Here is a 16,895-nt window from a genome sequence, read left to right on the forward strand (position 1 = left end):
GCTGTGACGATTAAAACGGGAACCCGCCGGAAGTCGCGCGAGTTGGCGCTCCAGATGCTTTTTCAAATGGATATGGGCAAGCAGTCGGCCGATCATGTAGAAAAGACTTTCTGGGCCGAACGGAAAGACCTGGAGGAAGAAGTCCGGAGCTTTGCGATCGATTTGTTTCATGTAGCCGAGAAGCGATCGGAAGAGATCGACAAGCTGATCGAGAAGCATGCCGAGCACTGGCGCATGGAGCGTATGGCGGCGGTGGACCGGAACATCCTGCGCGGTGCATGCGCAGAGTTCATGGGTTTTCCGAAGACGCCGAAGCCGGTAGTGATTAACGAGTCACTGGAGATCGCACGCAGGTTTTCCAGCCCGGAGTCGGTGCAGTTCATCAATGGAGTTTTAGACAGCGTAGCGCGGGAGCTTGACGCAGAGCGCAAGAAGAAGTCGTAGGCATCGGAAGAACAGAATGCACTGGTCAGACGAAGCGAAGGAAGTATTCAAGCAGTTGATGAAGGCACTGCCGCAAGGCGAGCGGCAGGAGATCAAGGAGTCGGCGCAGCCGCGTGCCGAATCGCTGGCCGAAGAAGAAGGCGAAGACGAAGTTTCGGTCGAGGCGACGATCCTGGCCATCATCCAGAGCACGCCCATGGAATACCACGACCGACTGCGCGACATGATGGCCTACCACGGCATCGATCCCGAGGATTACAACGAGGCGTTCGGCGTGTAGCTATTTTTTCTTCTTCTTCGTGCTCTGCAGCCGCGCTTTTACCATTTTCCTGATCAGCGTTCCAGGTAGCGGCTTGTCGATTGCGAACTGGATCGTACCCTTCGAGAGCGTGTAGCCCTTCAGATCGCCTTTAAATTCTTCGATCACCTCGGCCGTTGGGAACAAGCTGCAATGCTTCGCGAAGGCCGCGTACCAAACCAAGATCTTCTCGTTTCGAAAAGCTGGAATGCCGTAGCTGATGACCTCCGTCGTCTCCGCCGGAACGACGCTACGCACCGCGGCACGCACCTTTTCCAGCGTGCTGCGCGCCGGTTCTGGCACGCGTGCGAGGTACTCTTCGACAGTTTTCGGCGGTCCACCCTTTGCGGCTTTCATGGCGGGAATGGTATATCAGTGCTCGTATGTTGAGAACCGCCTCTCTCCTCGGTTTCACGCTCTGCGCTTGCGGTGCCTTGGCGCAGCTTCCCGACCTGCCGAAGAACGTTCCCGGCGCAGTCACCATGCAGCGCCTTAACGAGGCGCCGACGAAAACTGTAAAGCCGGTGTATCCGGATGTTGCTCTGCAGAAGTGGATACAAGGAACGGTGACGCTCGATGTGGTAATTAGCGCCGACGGAAAAGCAGAACAGATCGGCTGCGACAGCTATTGCCAGATTTTCCCGCGGGAGATGGGCGAGGCCGCGGCGGACGCGGTGAAGCAATGGACGTGGAACCCGGTGCTCGTGAAAGGTAAGGCGGCGCGGGTCAAGACCAGGGTCGCAGTGCAGTTTGCGCTCGATGAACACAGCCCGCCGGTGGCCGTGTGCAATATTGTGCGCGACCCGAAAACTTATGTCGGCAAGGTGATGAACGTTGTTGGAATGGTGAAACGTGAGCACGGGATCAAGGTGCTTGTGTCCAGCGAGTGCAATGGCGCGTTGGAAGTGGATGATGACAATGCGCTCACTCCTCCGCAGAAGGACGCCAAATACGCGGCGATGGAACAGGTGGTTGCCGCTGGCAGCGGAGAAGTCACGGTACGCGGGTTGGTGCGCGATGAGAACCGACCGGGAGCTTATCCGGGATACCGCGTGATATTGGAGAGAGTACTGAAGGTGAAGTGAGCTTTGCTGAAATAGAAAAGCCCTCCCACGCGGGGAGGGCTTTTTACTTTCGGACTGACTACTTGCGTTGAACGACGACCAGGTTCGGCGCTACGTAGTTCACGCCGCCGCCACTGCTCGGCGGGCCCTGGATCTGCACTTGTGTCTGCGAGGTGTCTTTCAATTGCGTGACGTCCACGAAGTGCAGGTAGGAGTCGCTGGCAGTGACCCATACGCCGCTGTCGTCGAGCATCCAATCGCCGCTGAAGACGTCGGTAAGAGTGCCGGTGCCCTTGTTCACGAGCGCGACCACGGTCATCGTGCCCTTGGTCAAGTCGACGATCCCGACCTTGCCGTTGTTCGCCAATACCGCTGCGTACTTGCCGCTGTTGGACACGACAAGTTTGTCAACGGTGGCGCCTCCGAGGGCCGACAGAGAAATCGTCCCAGGTGCGGTGGCGAAGCCGGTTGCAGGGCATCCGGAGAAGGGCGAGGTGAGCGGGTTCGGACTGGTGATGGTGACGGTATCGAGATCGGCGCCATCCACCGCGAGAATGCCGGTGCCGTTCGGCAACTGTGCAAGTGCCGAGGGTGCCGTGAAGTTCTGTCCACCGAGCGGATCGAAGGCCGTGACGTAGGAGCCGCCGACGAAGGCGTTACAAGTTTCGTTGGCCACGATCCGGGGCGTTGTCGCGGTGAAGAGCACGGTGCCGTTGGCGCTGGTGGTCAGGTCATTGGCTGTGCCCGGCAGCGGATTGCCGCCGCTGGTCAGCGTCAACGCCGTCGGTGTGCTGCCGCTGTCGCCAACCACGCGATAGCGGTAAAGGCTCGCTCCGTCGGTGAAGTACACGGTGTTGCCGTCCGGCGTGAAGCTGGCGGCAGAGACGTTCGGAATCTCAAAGCCACCGGGGTTCGCGACGGTCAGGCTGGTGACGCTCATGATGTTTACGGCGCCGACGCCGAGCGCCGTATTCGCGAACAGGACGAAATTGTTGCTCGGCGATACCGCCAACACCTTGCCAGGGAACGAAAGCGCCTGGACCGAGTTCGAGGCAGTGTTTACGACCATCCCCGCTTTGTCGGAGCCGAGGAAGATCCTGGTGCCGTCGTTCGAAATCCCAATCGAGTTTGGTCCGTAGGGGAGCGACATCACGGTGCCCAGCGTGTGATTGGTCGTATCCACCGGATACATTTGCTGCGCGCCGACGCCGGTGACGTAAACGTTGGTCTCGTTGGCGGTGACGCCGGTGTCAGTGGCGGAGTTCTGCACCGTCGCAGTCACCACGTTGCTGAATACCGCAGAGGCGTTCTTGTTACAGCTCGGCGGTGTGCAGCTTGCGACCACGGCACCGTAGCCCGGCGCCTTGCCGGTGTATGTCGCCGTACCCGTACTGGAGGCAACCGTACCCGTCGCGGCCGCGAGGCTGTTGTACGTGAGCCCGGGAGTGACCGTGTTGCCCTCAGTGTCGAGCACATCGGCAGCGAGCGAGGCGGTGGCGCTTTTCGCGACGGCAAAGGAAGTATCGGTCTTGGTCGCGACATGCAGCGAGATTGAATCCACCAGGCAGGTGGTATAGGGAACCGCCGTGCTGGTCGTGGTGGTCGTACCGCTCACCACGGCTGCATAAATCTTGGTGATGCCCGGGATACCGCCGGTGAGGGTGCCATCCGTGGCGATGGTGGCCACGGTGGAATCGAGTGCGCCGAAATTGAATGTGCCGACATCCTTGCTGACGTCGCACATGGTGGTCGGGCAGAGGCTCGAGGTTGCCGAGCAGGACCCGCCGGAGTGGCTCTTCAGCGAGCAGGCCACGGCGCTCACGCCGTTGGTCTTGCCGGCGCTGGTGCAGGTAGCACTGGGCGCCTGGATGAACACGGCGTCCACGTGGTAGTGGACGTAAGCAGTTGCCGTCGCGGAACTAGCCGCCGCATCGTTGGCAGTTGCGGTGATTGTGTACTGGCCCACTTGGGTGCCGGGATGGCAAATCGTATAGGTCTTGTCGCCGCCCCAGGTACCGGCGCAGAGCAGGCCGCCGGGAGAAATGTCGGCGTTGGCCGTGTCGGACGACGTGTACGTAACGGTCGCAGCGACTACGTTGCCGTCGGAATTCAGAGGCGCGGCCGCGATCTGCAGGACCTGTCCCTGCTCCAACGAGATGATCGCTGGCGAGAACGTGAAATGGGTGATCTGATTGACGGTGGTGCTACTGCTGCTACCACCGCAGCCGGACCAGAATGCCGTGAAAAGAACAATAACTGCCAAACCTGTATAGGAAGCCGTAAAGAACCGCCGCATGTATCCTCCCCGCACGATCTTCGATTAGACGTGCGGAATGCAAACCAGAGAGAGAGTTCCTCGTGGGAAAACGATAGTTTAGAAGGTGACGAATATTTCAGCAAGGGAAGGAGGTGGTGAGGGCATTGCGTCGCCCCGGAACCCGCCGTCCTCACTGCCCAATTTCCGCGAGTCCCATCCGTGCTTCGGTGGAGGTGGGATTAAGCGTCAACTCCTTCTGATATTCAGAGCGGGCTTCCTCAATGCGCCCTTGCTTTGTCAGGATCTGAGCCAATAATAAATGCTGGCTCGCGATGTTCGGCCAGTTGTCGATCGCTTCCCGCACGCTTTTTTCGGCGGCATCGTAATGCTGCATTTCGACCCGGACCCGTGCTTGCAGAAGATAGCTTCCATTGCTCACCGAAGGGCTGATCTCGATTGCGCGTTGGAAAAATCGGTCGGCCTCGTTCCAGTTCGACATGCGCATTTCGATCATAGCCAAGCCAAAATTCGCGGGCCAGTCGTTGGGGCCAAGCGCCACGGCGTGTTTGTAGAGGCGCTCGGCATCCGCGGCATCGCCGCGCTTGTAAACCTCGAAGGCGAGATGACTGTAGGCCGGCGTGCTGTTGGGTGCGACGTCGACCCCACGGAGGAACAAGGCGAGATTGTTGCTCCAGGGGCGAATTTCCAGCGCGGTTCCAGCAGCAATTGCGATCGCGATAAGCGCGATGCACGCAAATTGCGCGCGTGGGAGGCGGAAAATCTCTGTGCCCGCCGCCGGAAGCCGGGAGATCGCAAGTCCAAGAAGAAGTCCTAGTCCGATCGTCGAGAGATAGAGATAGCGGTCGTGAACGATATCGTTGCTATCAAAGAGGCGGATGCCAATGAGCGCAGGCAGCACAGGTAAAACAAGCCATGCGACGGCGATCAGCAATGTGCGCGAGCGAAATGCGAGGACAAGAAGAAGTGCGACGGCGCAGAGAGCGACGAGAGCCGCCGGAATCACGACAACGGCGCTGAATTTTTGCATCAGCTCGAGGCCGTAGAAAGGGCTCAATTTCACGGGCCAGAACAGATGTTGAATGTAAAAAGAAATCGCTGATGGAACTGTCAGCAGCGTTTGCATCGCCGGATGCGGTTCGTCGGCGACGCCGCCGCGAAGCACGCGAGCGCGAACCATCAATTCCGCGACCGTGATTACCGCGAAGGGCAGCGTGTTCAGGACTGCGCGCTTGTAAGCGTCGAAGCGCGGCGATTCACGGTCTTCGAAAAGTGAATAGACAAAGATCAGGACCGGCAACAGCACTGCGGTTTCTTTGATCAACAGGCTGGCGAGACAGAGCAGCCATGAGGCCGCGAGCCAAAGCGCACCCCGAGAATTTCTGCGATTCGTCCAGCAGAGGATTGCGCCGACGAGCGCACAGGTCATGAGCGGCTCAGTACAGCCGGAGATCCACGCGACGGATTCAACGTGTCCGGGGTGCAGCGCGAACACGAAAGTCGCGATTCCGGCGACTTCGAGGCTGAATGTCTTGATCAGGAGCCGGAAAACCAACGTCACCGCGAGAAGATGCAAAAGCACGGTCGTCAAGTGCCACGGAAACGGGTTCTGGACTCCGAATAACGCGTGATTCAGACGTAACCACAACAAAAATAAGGGCCGGTAGTATGTTCCGGAGGCAGAAATCTGCGCCCAGACGTGCTCCGTGAAGTACTTGGGCAGGTAACTCCATGAGGAAATGCGTGGATTGGTTACGATTTGTGGGGTGTCGTCGTAGGTAAAGCCAAATTGCAGGGTACCGGCGTAGACGAGAGCAGTGACTCCGAGAATGAGTGCCAAAATGGCGCGGGACCCGCTTAGCAAGCCGGGTTGGCGGTTGTCGGGGGCCGGTACGTAAGACATTTGCTGGATGAGGCGGATGATACCATGGGGTTTGCAGGTGCTCGCCGGACAGAATTCGTGAGAAAAGTTGAAATCTGTTCGTTGACGCTTGTGGTTCAACTTGTTATATTGGATAGGTTCTGCGAGTCATTTTGGCTTGCCTGTATAGGTCGTAGCTGATCTGCAATTTGGATACGCCCTGCAAGCGCCATGTAAGTGGCTGAGTTTTTAAGGGCATCCTCGCTGAAACGAACCTGCGCTACCTCTGGACCTTCCGGAGGGTATGCAGGTCGAGGCCAACGAAACGGAGTTCCTTCCGAAACGGACTAGGAGCCACCGTCGTTAGCCCAACCACAAGGTACACCTCAGATTCCCGCAGTGTGTTTGCGGGAAGCATGGGCAGCAAGTCCTTCACGTGTGTGAAGCGCGAGAAGCTGTCCAGCCCCTGCAAAGGGAAAAGGAATTTAAGCGCTGCAAAGCGGCGCAAATCCGGGTGTGTGTGCCCGGAAGGAGCTTGGAAGAGTGCCTACATTTAATCAACTCGTGCGTAAGGGCCGTACGGCGCCGAAGTTCAAGACGGCGAGCCCGGCATTGCAATCGTGCCCGCAGAAGCGTGGCGTTTGCACCCGCGTTTACACCCAGACGCCCAAGAAGCCGAACTCGGCGCTGCGCAAAGTTGCGCGTGTCCGCCTGACCAATGGAATTGAAGTGACGACGTACATCCCCGGCATCGGCCACAACCTGCAGGAGCACTCGATTGTGCTGATCCGCGGCGGCCGTGTGAAGGACCTGCCGGGCGTTCGTTATCACGTGGTACGCGGCACCCTGGATTCGGTGGGCGTAGCCAACCGCAAGCAGGGCCGTTCGAAGTATGGCGCCAAGCGCCCGAAAGCTTAAGGTAGAGGATTTCGATGCCTAGAAAAGGTCATATTGCGAAGCGCGAGCCACTGGCGGATCCGGTCTACGGTTCCACCCTGGCCAACAAGTTCGTGAACTCGATGATGTGGGACGGCAAGAAGAGCACCGCGCAGGGCATCTTCTACGAAGCGATGAAGAAGCTCGAAGCCAAGGGCGGCGGAGAAGAGGCCATCAAGTTGTTCAAGAAGGCCGTCGAGAACGCCAAGCCGTTGCTCGAAGTCAAGACTCGCCGAGTCGGTGGCGCGAACTACCAGGTGCCGGTGGAAGTGAATGCCGACCGCCGCACGTCGCTGGCGATTCGCTGGCTGATCTCGTACTCGCGTGGGCGTGGCGAGAAAGGCATGATCGATAAGCTCGCCAACGAGCTGCTCGATGCGGCCAACGGCCGTGGCGCCGCGATCAAGAAGAAGGAAGACGTACACCGCATGGCGGAAGCCAACAAGGCGTTCGCTCATTACCGTTGGTAATCGCGGTTTAGAGTTCTGACAAGACGATGAATGCGGCACCCATGCCGCGGTGGACAGTTAAGAGCGCGCGGCGATGGGGTTCCCGCGCAGTGTGAAGAGAAGAGAAATTAAGTGGCGAGACAGGTTCCATTAGAGCGTTGCAGGAATATCGGCATCATGGCGCACATCGATGCTGGTAAGACCACGACCACGGAGCGCGTCCTGTTTTACACGGGCCGCACGCACCGCATTGGCGAGGTCCACGAAGGCACGGCAACGATGGATTGGATGGCGCAAGAGCAGGAGCGCGGCATCACGATCACATCGGCGGCGACCACTTGCACCTGGCGCGACGAGCGCATCAACATCATCGATACTCCGGGCCACGTCGACTTCACCGCAGAAGTCGAGCGTTCGCTGCGCGTGTTGGACGGCGCAGTCGCGGTGTTTGACGCGGTGCACGGCGTCGAACCGCAGTCGGAAACGGTCTGGAGACAGGCTGACAAGTACTCGGTCCCGCGTATTTGCTTCATCAACAAGATCGACAAGATGGGTGCTGATTTCGAGCATGCCATCGACACCATCCGCAAGCGCCTCAACGCCAAGCCCGTCGCAATCCAATATCCCATCGGACTCGAAGACAAGTTCAAGGGCGTCATCGACCTCTTCAAGATGAAGGCGTTGGTGTGGCACGACGAAGCCATGGGTTCGCAGTACGACGTGGAAGAGATTCCCGCCGAACTGTTGAAGAAGGCGCAGGCGTTCCACAACCTGATGGTCGAAACCATCGCCGAGTGCGATGACGAACTGATGGCGAAGTACATTGAAGGCGAAGAGATGACGGCGGCTGAGCTTCAAGCTGGTCTCCGCCGCGCCACCATTGCGATGAAGGTCTTCCCGGTCACAGTGGGAACCGCCTTCAAGAACAAGGGTGTGCAGACGCTGCTCGACGCAGTCGTCGACTATCTGCCTTCGCCTCTCGACATTCCTCCGGTCACGGGAAAGAACCCGGACACCGGATTGGAAGAGCAGCGTAGCGCCGACGACAAGCAGCCGTTCGCCGCACTGGCGTTCAAGATCATGACCGACCCGTTCGTCGGACAGTTGACATTTATCCGCGTATACAGCGGACAGCTGAAGACGGGCGACAGCGTTTACAACAGCAGCAAGGGACGCACGGAGCGCATTGGCCGCCTGCTGAAAATGCATGCGAATAAGCGTGAAGAGATCGGCGAGATCATGGCGGGCGACATCTGCGCTGTGGTGGGCCTGAAGACGATCACGACCGGCGACACGATTTCCGATGAGAAGCATCCGCTGGTGCTGGAGTCGATCGAGTTCCCGACACCGGTTATCTCCGTCGCCGTGGAACCGAAGACCAAGAGCGACCAGGAAAAGATGGGCGTCGCGCTCAACAAGCTGGCGCAGGAAGATCCGACGTTCCGGGTGAGCACCGATCCCGACAGTGGGCAGACGATCATCGCGGGCATGGGCGAACTCCACCTGGAAATTCTCGTGGACCGCATGATGCGCGAGTTTCACGTGCAGGCCAACGTCGGCAAGCCGCAGGTTGCGTATCGTGAAACGATCCGCAAGGAAGCCCAGGCGGAAGGCAAGTACATCCGTCAGACCGGCGGCAGCGGCCAGTACGGACACTGCAAGATTCGCGTGGGTCCGAACGAGCCGGGCAAGGGCTACGAGTTCATCAACGACATCGTCGGTGGCACGATTCCGAAGGAATTCATCAAGCCGATCGACCAGGGCATCAAGGAAGCGCTCGAAGGCGGCGTACTCGCCGGCTACGAGATGGTGGACGTAAAGGTCACGCTGTACGACGGCAGCTACCACGATGTGGATTCCAACGAAATGGCATTCAAGATTGCCGGTTCGATGGCCTTCAAGGAAGCCGCGCGTAAAGCGAGCCCGGTGCTGCTGGAGCCGGTGATGTCAGTGGAAGTAGTGGTGCCGGAAGAGTACATGGGAGTGATCATCGGCGACTTGAACAGCCGCCGTGGGCGCATCGAGGGACTGGAGCATCGCGCCGGATCGCAGGTTGTGAAGGCGATGGTGCCGCTCGCGGAGATGTTCGGTTACGTCAACAGTATGCGTTCGAATACGCAGGGCCGCGCGACGTTCAGCATGCACTTTGCGCACTACGAAGAAGCGCCGCGTTCGGTGGCCGAAGAAATCGTAGCCAAGGTGCAGGGCAAACCGGCAGCACGGTGAATCACACGGAGCTACCTGTTCTTTGTGATCAGGGAGCTCCGGATACGACCTGGCAGGGAGCGTGAGTTTGAAGAGCGCTTCTTAGAAAGATGGCCAAGGTTTTTGCGAAACTCCGAAGGATACGTAAGGACGGAGCTCGAAAAAGAAGTTGGATTCGATACGCGGTATCGGATCACGGATGTTTGGCAGTCGCACTACGGGTTTGAGGCTTTTCGCGAGCAACACCGGGAAGAGCTGAAGCGGTTCCAGGAAGCGATCAGGGCAGACGGAATCGTAGAGACGGAAACGCAACTCGGCGCTTATTACGGCCCCGGGGATGACTCAGACGAAGGAGCCTTGGCTCCGGCATAGTTCAGACGAGGACTAGACGATGGCGAAAGAGAAATTTGACCGCAGCAAACCGCACGTGAACGTTGGCACGATTGGGCACATTGACCACGGGAAGACGACGTTGACGGCGGCGATCACGAAGGTGTTGTCGAAGCACAACCCGAAGATTGCGTTCCGTTCGTTCGATTCGATCGACAACGCACCGGAAGAGCGCGAGCGCGGTATCACGATTGCGACGGCGCACGTGGAGTACGAGACGGCGAACCGTCACTACGCCCACGTCGATTGCCCGGGCCACGCTGATTACATCAAGAACATGATCACCGGCGCGGCGCAGATGGATGGCGCGATCCTGGTGGTAGCGGCGACCGACGGTCCGATGCCGCAGACGAAAGAGCACGTGCTGCTTGCCCGCCAGGTAGGCGTCCCCTACGTGGTGGTGTTCCTCAACAAGTGCGATGCCGTCGAAGACGCCGAACTGATCGACCTGGTCGAGATGGAAGTGCGCGAGTTGCTGAACAAGTACGGGTTCCCCGGCGACGACCTCCCGGTAGTTCGTGGTTCGGCCTTGGGTGCACTGAACGGTGAAGCGCAGTGGGAAGCCAAGATCGATGAGTTGATGGAAGCAGTGGACAAGAACATTCCGCTGCCGGCGCGCGACATCGACAAGCCGTTCCTGATGCCGATCGAAGACATCTTCTCGATCTCGGGCCGCGGCACGGTGGTTACCGGCCGTATCGAGCGTGGCAAGGTGAAGGTGGGCGAGGAAGTGGAAATCGTAGGCTTCCGCGAGACCCGCAAGACGGTAGTGACGGGCGTCGAAATGTTCAAGAAGCAGCTGGACGAAGGTCTGGCTGGCGACAACGCCGGGTTGCTGCTCCGCGGTATCGGTAAAGACGATGTGGAGCGCGGCATGGTGTTGGCGAAGGGTGGATCGATTACCCCGCACACCAAGTTCAAGGGCGAAGTTTACGTGTTGAGCAAGGAAGAAGGCGGGCGTCATACCCCGTTCTTCAAGGGCTACCGTCCGCAGTTCTACTTCCGCACCACGGACGTGACCGGCGTAGCGACCTTGCCTGCAGGCACGGAGATGGTGATGCCGGGCGACAACGTAGCGCTGGAGATCGAGTTGATCACGCCGGTAGCTATGGAAAAGGGCTTGCGCTTCGCGATTCGTGAAGGCGGCCGTACGGTCGGCGCTGGCACCATCAGCGAGATTATTGCGTAGAAGTTCTTGGGTCCGGTGAAACCCCGGACCCGCAACAAAACCTGCGGCAAGGCCGCGGGGCGGTTCGTGAGAACGGCCGTTCCAGACAGATCTTTGAGAGAAACTGACGTGATTGGCAAAGAACGTATTCGGATCCGACTGAAGGCTTATGACTACCGCGTTCTGGACCAGTCCACGGGAGAAATCGTGGATACCGCCCGCCGTACCGGCGCGCAGATTGCGGGACCGATTCCGCTACCCACGGTGAAGAACAAGTATTGCGTTCTTCGCTCTCCCCACGTGGACAAGAAGAGCCGTGAGGCATTCGAGATCCGCACCCACAAGCGCTTGCTCGACATTCTCGAGCCGACGCAGCAGACCGTGGATGCGCTGATGAAACTCGACCTGCCCGCGGGCGTGGACGTGGAAATTAAGGCATTCGGCAAGGAACACAAGTAGAGACAGCGAGCTCTACCAAAACACCTACAGTGCCCCGCGGATAGCGACGGCATGATGAGGAATGGAAATCATGATTAACGGATTGATTGGAAAAAAGATCGGCATGACGCAGCTCTTCGACAGCAAAGGCGATGTTCGCCCTGTCACGGTGCTGCAGGCCGGTCCCTGTGTGATTACGCAGCGCAAGACGGCAAACAAGGACGGCTACGATGCCGCCCAGGTCGGACTCGTTGAGTTCGTGAAGGAGACGCGCCTGACCAAGGCCCAACTCGGCCACCTCGGGAAGAATGATCTTCCCCCGGTGCGCACCCTGCACGAGTTTGCGATCGTCGCGGACGGACCCAGCGAAGCGGAGTCGAACGGCGAAGTGAAAGTCGGCGACAAGGTGCTGGTCGATCTCTTCGAGGGATCGAAGTTCGTCGATGTGACGGGCGTGAGCAAGGGCCGCGGTTTCGCGGGCGTGGTGAAGCGCCATAAGTTCGCTGGCGGCGCCCGGTCGCACGGTTCGATGTTCCAGATCTCGGGTTCGATCGGTTCGTCGGCGTTCCCGTCGCGCGTGTTCAAAGGCATGCGCATGGCCGGTCACATGGGCCAGGACCAGGTGACGGTCCGCAACCTGCGCATCCTCGGCATCGACAAGGACGAAAACCTGTTGGTGGTCGAAGGCGCGGTTCCGGGACCGAAGGACGCTACGGTGTTCATCACCATGTCGAAGAAACCGCCGAGAGAGCGTCGTGGATTCGCGGGTTCGAGCACGGTTGACCCGTTGAAGGCTTCGAAGCGCGCGGTTGCGAAGAAGAAGTAGTTGGGAAAATCCCCACCCTGGCTTCGCTAGAGTGGGGCACCCGATAGAGATTGAGAGAAATCGTTATGGCGACAATTGACGTAGTAAACCTGAGTGGCGAGAAGGTCGGTTCGTTCGAACTGGCTGACGAAGTCTTCGGTGCAGTGAACGAAGACCTGCTCTGGGAAGCGGTGAAGCACTACCGCGCCGGGCAGCATCGCGGTACCCACGCCACCAAGAACAAGAAGCTGGTCTCCGGCGCGGGCAAGAAGCTCTGGAAGCAGAAGGGAACGGGCCGCGCGCGTGTGGGCTCGATCCGTTCGCCACTGTGGCGTCACGGCGGCACCGTCCACGGACCGCAGCCCCGTTCGTACGACTACGCGTTCCCGCGTAAGAAGCTCCTGGGTGCGCTGCGTTCGGCGCTCGCCGCCAAGCTGGCCGATGGCAAGCTGACGGTGGTGGAAAGCTTCGACGTGAAAGAGCCGAAGGCGAATGCGTTCCGCAAGACGCTGGCGGGGCTCAAGGTGGACAAGACGGCACTGCTGATCGAATCCGCTGAAAACAAGAACCTCGAGTTGAGCTCGCGCAACCTTAAGGGTGTGGAGCTAGTAGCAGGCAATGCGGTTCATCCGTATCACCTGCTGCGTTACGACCGCGCGGTGATTGCGCGTCCGGCGCTCGAGAAGCTGCAGAACTCGCTGAAAAAAGCGGCGAGCAAGCGTCATGCGGAGGTGGCGTAATGGCTAAGTCGGCATATCAGATCCTCCGGAAGCCTGTGATCACGGAAAAAGGTCTGGGCGTGAAGGAAACCGAATCGACGCTGGTGTTCGAAGTCTCGGCGAATGCGACCAAGACGGAGATCAAGGAAGCGGTGCAGAAGACCTTCAAGGTGAAGGTGGACACGGTCCGCACTGCAAACTTCGTGGGCAAGGAACGCCGCCGCGGTAAATTCAGCGGCTACCGCCCCGACTGGAAGAAGGCATACGTTCGCCTGAAGACAGGCGAAAAGATGCCGGAGTACGCCGAGAACCTGTAACGGGGTAAAAACCCCCACGTCTCGAAAACAGCGAGACATGGGGCACCCGAGAAGAGACGAATATGGCTATCAAGACATACAGACCGCTAACTCCGACGCTGCGCTTCCAGACGAAGCTGGTCAACGAAGAGCTGACCACGGACCGTCCGCATAAGCCGCTGACGAAGACGAAGCAGCGCACCGGCGGGCGCCGCAATGCCGGCGACATCACGATCTGGCATCGTGGCGGTGGACACAAGCGCAAGCTGCGCCTCATCGATTTCAAGCGCGACAAGAGCGGCGTACCCGCGACCGTCGCGACTGTTGAATACGATCCGAACCGTTCGGCGAACATCGCGCTGCTGCACTATGCCGATGGCGAAAAGCGCTACATCCTGCACCCGGTGGGTTTGAAGGTCGGGCAGAAGGTTGTGAGCGGGCCGGACGCCGACATCCTGGTTGGCAATGCCCTGCCGCTGCGCAACATCCCGGCCGGTACTGTAGTGCACAACATCGAGCTGAAGCCTGGTAAGGGCGCGCAGATGGCGCGTTCGGCCGGAGCCCAGGCGCAGTTGGTGGCCAAGGAATCCGACTACGCGCTGCTCAAGCTACCTTCCGGCGAAACTCGCCGCGTGCTAGTGGACTGCATGGCGACGATCGGCCAGGTTGGCAATCTCGATTACGAGAACGTGGCAATCGGCAAGGCCGGCCGCACCCGCTGGATGGGTGTGCGTCCGACCAACCGCGGTGTCGTCATGAACCCGGTCGACCATCCGCATGGCGGTGGTGAAGGCAAGACCTCGGGTGGACGTCACCCGGTGACCCCTTGGGGACAACCGACACGTGGCTACAAGACCCGTAACAACAAGCGGACCGATAAGTTCATCGTGACGCGACGCGGCAAGCGGTAAGCGCGAGAGGGTAGAGAAGAAATATGCGTTCGCAAAAAAAAGGTCCGTTCATTGATACACACGTTCTCGCCAAGATCGAGGACATGAACAACCGCAACGAGAAGAAGGTGGTCCGCACCTGGTCGCGCCGTTCGACGATCATCCCCGAGATGGTGGGACACACGCTGGCCGTGCACAACGGGAAGAAATTCATCCCGGTGTACGTGACGGAAAACATGGTGGGACACAAGCTCGGCGAGTTCAGCTTCACCCGCCAGTTCAAGGGCCACTCGGTGAAAGCGGCAACGGAGACGGCTGCAAAGCCGGCCCGGTAAGAGAGAGGCGACGATGGAATTCACAGCTAAAGCAAATTTCGTTCGCGTCTCCCCGCAGAAGGCCCGGCTGGTGCTGGACCTGATTAAGGGACAGCGGGTGGAAGACGCTCTGAACACACTGCTCTTCACGAAGAAGGGCATTGCGCCGGCGATTTATAAACTGGTGCACTCGGCGATGGACAACGCCAACTATCTCAGCAATGAGAAGGGACTCGACCTGGACCTCGACCGCCTGTATGTGAAGAAGGCGATCGCGAACGACGGCCCGCGCATGAAGCGCATCCGTCCGGCCCCGATGGGACGAGCGTTCCGCTACCAGCGCCGTATCTCGCATATCGAGATCTCGCTGGCGGAGAAGCCAGGTTTCCAGGGTTCGACCGCGACCACCGTCGAGGACGAAGCTCCGAAGGCAAAGGGCGCAAAGGGCGCAAAGGCCAAGAAGGCTCCCGCGAAGAAAGCGGCTGCGAAGAAGGCCCCGGCAAAGAAATTTGCGGGTAAGAAAACCGCGAAGAGATAGAAGTTCAACAGCGGTGCGGCGAGCCTGCACTGCGGAGAAGAAGCGAAGATATGGGACAGAAAGTCCATCCTTACGGATTCCGCCTCGGATATACCAAGCCGTGGAAGTCGCGTTGGTTTATCGAGCGGGACTACGACAAACTGCTGCTCGAAGACGTCAAGCTGAAGGCCGAGCTGAAAGAGAAGCTCAAGTCGGCGGGCGTGAGCTCCATTGAAGTGGAGCGCCCGGGCAACAAGCTGCGCATTATCATTCGCACCGCGCGTCCGGGCATCATCATCGGCCGCAAAGGCGCAGAGATCGATAAGCTCAAGGGCGAGCTCCAGAAGCGGACGAACCGCGAGGTGTACATCGACATCCAGGAAGTGCACAAGCCTGAGCTCGATGCACAGCTGGTGGCGGAGTCGATCGCGTTGCAGCTCGAGAAGCGCGTAGGCTTCCGGCGCGCGATGCGCAAGTCGGTGGACTCGGCGCTGCGTTTCGGTTGCAAGGGGATCAAGGTCCGCGTGAGTGGCCGCCTGAACGGCAATGAAATCGCCCGTTCCGAGTGGTACCTGCAGGGCCGGTTGCCGCTGCACACGCTGCGTGCCGACATCGACTACGGATTCGCGGAAGCGCGGACCACGTACGGTGTGATCGGCGTCAAGGCGTGGGTCTACAAGGGCGAGATTCTTCCCGCGGCCAAGAAGCGTGAGCCGCAGGTGGCGACCGCCGGCAATTTCTAACTTTTGATTTGTTGCCGCAACTGTGCGGCGAGGCGGCAATAGCCGCGGAGATACGACGATGTTAATGCCCAAGAAAGTGAAGTACCGCAAGCAGCAGCGCGGACGCATGCGCGGCAAAGCTTGGCGCGGCTCCGAGTTGAGCTTCGGCGATTTCGGCTTGAAGGTGTTGGAGCCGGGCTGGATCAGCGACCGCCAGATTGAAGCGAGCCGTGTTGCTATGACGCGCTTCATCAAGCGCGGCGGCAAGATCTGGATCCGCCTCTTCCCGGACAAGCCGGTAACCAAGAAGCCGGCCGAAACCCGTATGGGTAAGGGCAAGGGCGCGCCTGATCATTGGGTCGCCGTCGTCCGCCCCGGCAAGATCCTGTTCGAAATGGAAGGCGTTTCGGTGACGGATGCTGCCGAGGCAATGCGCCTGGCCGCCCACAAGCTGCCGTTGCGCACGAAATTTGTGGCGCGCGAGACGTCGGCGCACTAGACGCAGAAGGAATAGAGAAATGGCTCAACGAGCACAAAGTTTGGCGGATAAAGTCCGCAACCTGACACCGGCAGAACTGCACGCGCGCGAGAGCGAGCAGAGCGAACAGCTCTTCAAGCTGAAGTTCCAGTTGAAGATGGGACAGTCGGAAAGCCTGAAGAAGCTGCGCGAAATGAGAAAAGAAATCGCCCGCATCAAGACGGTAGCCCGCGAGAAGGAACTGGGCATCGCCCGGACCGCGGTTGCCGAAGCGCCGGCGAAGAAGACCTCGCGCAAGAAGACGGAGAAGAAGTAAGCCATGGCCGAAACAACGAACACCCCTGAAACCAGCCACCGCAAGGAACTGATCGGCCTGGTGGTCTCCACCAAGATGCAGAAGACGATCGTGGTCCAGGTGGAGCGCCAGAAGTCGCATGCCATGTATGGCCGCGTGATCTCGCGCCGCAAGAGGTTCTATGCGCACGATGAAGAGCAGACAGCCCACATCGGCGATTACGTGCGGATCGAAGAGACCCGCCCGTTGAGCAAGCTGAAGCGCTGGAAACTGGCCGAAGTGCTGCGCCGTTCGGCGCTGGCTCCGGAAGTCCAGGAAGCTGCGAGCTAAG

The 16,895-nt window shown here is 59.4% G+C and carries 22 protein-coding genes; 19 read left to right on the forward strand and 3 right to left on the reverse strand.

The window, feature by feature from the left end:
• Window positions 1–3 precede the first annotated feature (3 nt).
• Both nusB and ACID345_RS06255 read left to right on the forward strand, forming a co-directional pair.
• The gene (gene nusB, locus ACID345_RS06250) at window positions 4–444 is read left to right on the forward strand and encodes a transcription antitermination factor NusB (RefSeq protein WP_011522019.1); all 441 of its coding nucleotides are present in this window, start codon (window positions 4–6) and stop codon (window positions 442–444) included.
• Between the two features lie 16 nt (window positions 445–460).
• On the forward strand, window positions 461–724 hold the full coding sequence (locus ACID345_RS06255) for a DUF2621 family protein (protein WP_011522020.1): 264 nt from the start codon (window positions 461–463) through the stop codon (window positions 722–724).
• Here the strand turns inward: ACID345_RS06255 and ACID345_RS06260 are convergent, their stop codons facing one another.
• On the reverse strand, window positions 725–1,099 hold the full coding sequence (locus ACID345_RS06260; RefSeq protein ID WP_011522021.1) for an iron chaperone: 375 nt from the start codon (window positions 1,097–1,099) through the stop codon (window positions 725–727).
• A gap of 26 nt (window positions 1,100–1,125) precedes the next feature.
• Here ACID345_RS06260 and ACID345_RS06265 point away from each other — a divergent pair, with 26 nt between their 5' ends.
• Window positions 1,126–1,827 (forward strand): energy transducer TonB, encoded by a 702-nt coding sequence (locus tag ACID345_RS06265; RefSeq protein ID WP_011522022.1) that lies wholly within the window; start codon window positions 1,126–1,128, stop codon window positions 1,825–1,827.
• Between the two features lie 58 nt (window positions 1,828–1,885).
• Here the strand turns inward: ACID345_RS06265 and ACID345_RS06270 are convergent, their stop codons facing one another.
• The gene (locus ACID345_RS06270) at window positions 1,886–4,102 is read right to left on the reverse strand and encodes a hypothetical protein (RefSeq protein ID WP_011522023.1); all 2,217 of its coding nucleotides are present in this window, start codon (window positions 4,100–4,102) and stop codon (window positions 1,886–1,888) included.
• 151 nt (window positions 4,103–4,253) lie between these two features.
• On the reverse strand, window positions 4,254–5,984 hold the full coding sequence (locus ACID345_RS06275; RefSeq protein ID WP_041855497.1) for a tetratricopeptide repeat protein: 1,731 nt from the start codon (window positions 5,982–5,984) through the stop codon (window positions 4,254–4,256).
• Between the two features lie 501 nt (window positions 5,985–6,485).
• Between ACID345_RS06275 and rpsL the strand changes: the two genes are divergently transcribed.
• The 16 genes from rpsL (at window position 6,486) to rpsQ (ending at window position 16,894) form a co-directional block, all read left to right on the forward strand.
• Window positions 6,486–6,860, forward strand: a complete 375-nt coding sequence (gene rpsL, locus ACID345_RS06285) for a 30S ribosomal protein S12 (protein ID WP_011522025.1) — start codon at window positions 6,486–6,488, stop codon at window positions 6,858–6,860.
• Between the two features lie 14 nt (window positions 6,861–6,874).
• Window positions 6,875–7,348, forward strand: a complete 474-nt coding sequence (gene rpsG, locus ACID345_RS06290; protein WP_011522026.1) for a 30S ribosomal protein S7 — start codon at window positions 6,875–6,877, stop codon at window positions 7,346–7,348.
• Between the two features lie 111 nt (window positions 7,349–7,459).
• Window positions 7,460–9,553 (forward strand): elongation factor G, encoded by a 2,094-nt coding sequence (gene fusA, locus ACID345_RS06295; RefSeq protein ID WP_011522027.1) that lies wholly within the window; start codon window positions 7,460–7,462, stop codon window positions 9,551–9,553.
• A 24-nt stretch (window positions 9,554–9,577) separates the two neighbouring features.
• A complete protein-coding gene (locus ACID345_RS27475; RefSeq protein WP_041855499.1) occupies window positions 9,578–9,904 on the forward strand; it encodes an antibiotic biosynthesis monooxygenase in 327 nt (108 codons plus the stop codon).
• 19 nt (window positions 9,905–9,923) lie between these two features.
• Window positions 9,924–11,111 (forward strand): elongation factor Tu, encoded by a 1,188-nt coding sequence (tuf, locus tag ACID345_RS06305; RefSeq protein WP_011522028.1) that lies wholly within the window; start codon window positions 9,924–9,926, stop codon window positions 11,109–11,111.
• Window positions 11,112–11,219: 108 nt separating this feature from the next.
• The gene (gene rpsJ / locus ACID345_RS06310) at window positions 11,220–11,549 is read left to right on the forward strand and encodes a 30S ribosomal protein S10 (RefSeq protein WP_049761751.1); all 330 of its coding nucleotides are present in this window, start codon (window positions 11,220–11,222) and stop codon (window positions 11,547–11,549) included.
• A 70-nt stretch (window positions 11,550–11,619) separates the two neighbouring features.
• Window positions 11,620–12,354 carry a 50S ribosomal protein L3 gene (rplC, locus tag ACID345_RS06315; protein WP_011522030.1) on the forward strand — a complete coding sequence of 245 codons (735 nt, stop codon included), beginning with the start codon at window positions 11,620–11,622 and terminating at the stop codon, window positions 12,352–12,354.
• 65 nt (window positions 12,355–12,419) lie between these two features.
• Window positions 12,420–13,073 (forward strand): 50S ribosomal protein L4, encoded by a 654-nt coding sequence (rplD, locus tag ACID345_RS06320; protein WP_011522031.1) that lies wholly within the window; start codon window positions 12,420–12,422, stop codon window positions 13,071–13,073.
• Window positions 13,073–13,369: a 50S ribosomal protein L23 gene (locus tag ACID345_RS06325; RefSeq protein WP_011522032.1), complete on the forward strand. Its 297-nt coding sequence runs from the start codon at window positions 13,073–13,075 to the stop codon at window positions 13,367–13,369. The genes rplD and ACID345_RS06325 overlap by 1 nt, the downstream gene beginning before the upstream one ends.
• Window positions 13,370–13,431: 62 nt before the next feature.
• Window positions 13,432–14,259 (forward strand): 50S ribosomal protein L2, encoded by an 828-nt coding sequence (rplB, locus tag ACID345_RS06330; protein WP_011522033.1) that lies wholly within the window; start codon window positions 13,432–13,434, stop codon window positions 14,257–14,259.
• A gap of 23 nt (window positions 14,260–14,282) precedes the next feature.
• On the forward strand, window positions 14,283–14,573 hold the full coding sequence (rpsS, locus tag ACID345_RS06335; RefSeq protein WP_011522034.1) for a 30S ribosomal protein S19: 291 nt from the start codon (window positions 14,283–14,285) through the stop codon (window positions 14,571–14,573).
• 13 nt (window positions 14,574–14,586) lie between these two features.
• Window positions 14,587–15,090 (forward strand): 50S ribosomal protein L22, encoded by a 504-nt coding sequence (gene rplV / locus ACID345_RS06340; protein ID WP_011522035.1) that lies wholly within the window; start codon window positions 14,587–14,589, stop codon window positions 15,088–15,090.
• Window positions 15,091–15,140: 50 nt separating this feature from the next.
• Window positions 15,141–15,812 (forward strand): 30S ribosomal protein S3, encoded by a 672-nt coding sequence (gene rpsC / locus ACID345_RS06345; RefSeq protein WP_011522036.1) that lies wholly within the window; start codon window positions 15,141–15,143, stop codon window positions 15,810–15,812.
• A 58-nt stretch (window positions 15,813–15,870) separates the two neighbouring features.
• Entirely contained in the window at window positions 15,871–16,290 is a 420-nt protein-coding gene (gene rplP, locus ACID345_RS06350) for a 50S ribosomal protein L16 (RefSeq protein ID WP_011522037.1), read from the forward strand.
• A gap of 19 nt (window positions 16,291–16,309) precedes the next feature.
• Window positions 16,310–16,585 (forward strand): 50S ribosomal protein L29, encoded by a 276-nt coding sequence (rpmC, locus tag ACID345_RS06355; protein ID WP_011522038.1) that lies wholly within the window; start codon window positions 16,310–16,312, stop codon window positions 16,583–16,585.
• A 3-nt stretch (window positions 16,586–16,588) separates the two neighbouring features.
• Window positions 16,589–16,894, forward strand: a complete 306-nt coding sequence (rpsQ, locus tag ACID345_RS06360; protein ID WP_011522039.1) for a 30S ribosomal protein S17 — start codon at window positions 16,589–16,591, stop codon at window positions 16,892–16,894.
• Window position 16,895: the final 1 nt, after the last annotated feature.

It is taken from the genome of Candidatus Koribacter versatilis Ellin345 (assembly GCF_000014005.1).
Classification (GTDB): Bacteria; Acidobacteriota; Terriglobia; order Terriglobales; family Acidobacteriaceae; genus Korobacter; species Korobacter versatilis_A.

What these genes read in the sequence shown, in the direction of transcription:
- rpsG (WP_011522026.1), top strand. Translation starts at nt 6,875, where the DNA reads ATGCCTAGAAAAGGTCATATTGCGAAGCGCGAGCCACTGGCGGATCCG.
- rplV (WP_011522035.1), top strand. Translation starts at nt 14,587, where the DNA reads ATGGAATTCACAGCTAAAGCAAATTTCGTTCGCGTCTCCCCGCAGAAG.
- rplP (WP_011522037.1), top strand. Translation starts at nt 15,871, where the DNA reads ATGTTAATGCCCAAGAAAGTGAAGTACCGCAAGCAGCAGCGCGGACGC.
- ACID345_RS06275 (WP_041855497.1), bottom strand. Translation starts at nt 5,984, where the DNA reads ATGTCTTACGTACCGGCCCCCGACAACCGCCAACCCGGCTTGCTAAGC.
- ACID345_RS06255 (WP_011522020.1), top strand. Translation starts at nt 461, where the DNA reads ATGCACTGGTCAGACGAAGCGAAGGAAGTATTCAAGCAGTTGATGAAG.
- rpsQ (WP_011522039.1), top strand. Translation starts at nt 16,589, where the DNA reads ATGGCCGAAACAACGAACACCCCTGAAACCAGCCACCGCAAGGAACTG.
- rplC (WP_011522030.1), top strand. Translation starts at nt 11,620, where the DNA reads ATGATTAACGGATTGATTGGAAAAAAGATCGGCATGACGCAGCTCTTC.
- ACID345_RS06260 (WP_011522021.1), bottom strand. Translation starts at nt 1,099, where the DNA reads ATGAAAGCCGCAAAGGGTGGACCGCCGAAAACTGTCGAAGAGTACCTC.
- rpsS (WP_011522034.1), top strand. Translation starts at nt 14,283, where the DNA reads ATGCGTTCGCAAAAAAAAGGTCCGTTCATTGATACACACGTTCTCGCC.
- ACID345_RS06270 (WP_011522023.1), bottom strand. Translation starts at nt 4,102, where the DNA reads ATGCGGCGGTTCTTTACGGCTTCCTATACAGGTTTGGCAGTTATTGTT.
- rplB (WP_011522033.1), top strand. Translation starts at nt 13,432, where the DNA reads ATGGCTATCAAGACATACAGACCGCTAACTCCGACGCTGCGCTTCCAG.
- ACID345_RS06325 (WP_011522032.1), top strand. Translation starts at nt 13,073, where the DNA reads ATGGCTAAGTCGGCATATCAGATCCTCCGGAAGCCTGTGATCACGGAA.
- rplD (WP_011522031.1), top strand. Translation starts at nt 12,420, where the DNA reads ATGGCGACAATTGACGTAGTAAACCTGAGTGGCGAGAAGGTCGGTTCG.
- tuf (WP_011522028.1), top strand. Translation starts at nt 9,924, where the DNA reads ATGGCGAAAGAGAAATTTGACCGCAGCAAACCGCACGTGAACGTTGGC.
- rpmC (WP_011522038.1), top strand. Translation starts at nt 16,310, where the DNA reads ATGGCTCAACGAGCACAAAGTTTGGCGGATAAAGTCCGCAACCTGACA.
- rpsC (WP_011522036.1), top strand. Translation starts at nt 15,141, where the DNA reads ATGGGACAGAAAGTCCATCCTTACGGATTCCGCCTCGGATATACCAAG.
- ACID345_RS06265 (WP_011522022.1), top strand. Translation starts at nt 1,126, where the DNA reads ATGTTGAGAACCGCCTCTCTCCTCGGTTTCACGCTCTGCGCTTGCGGT.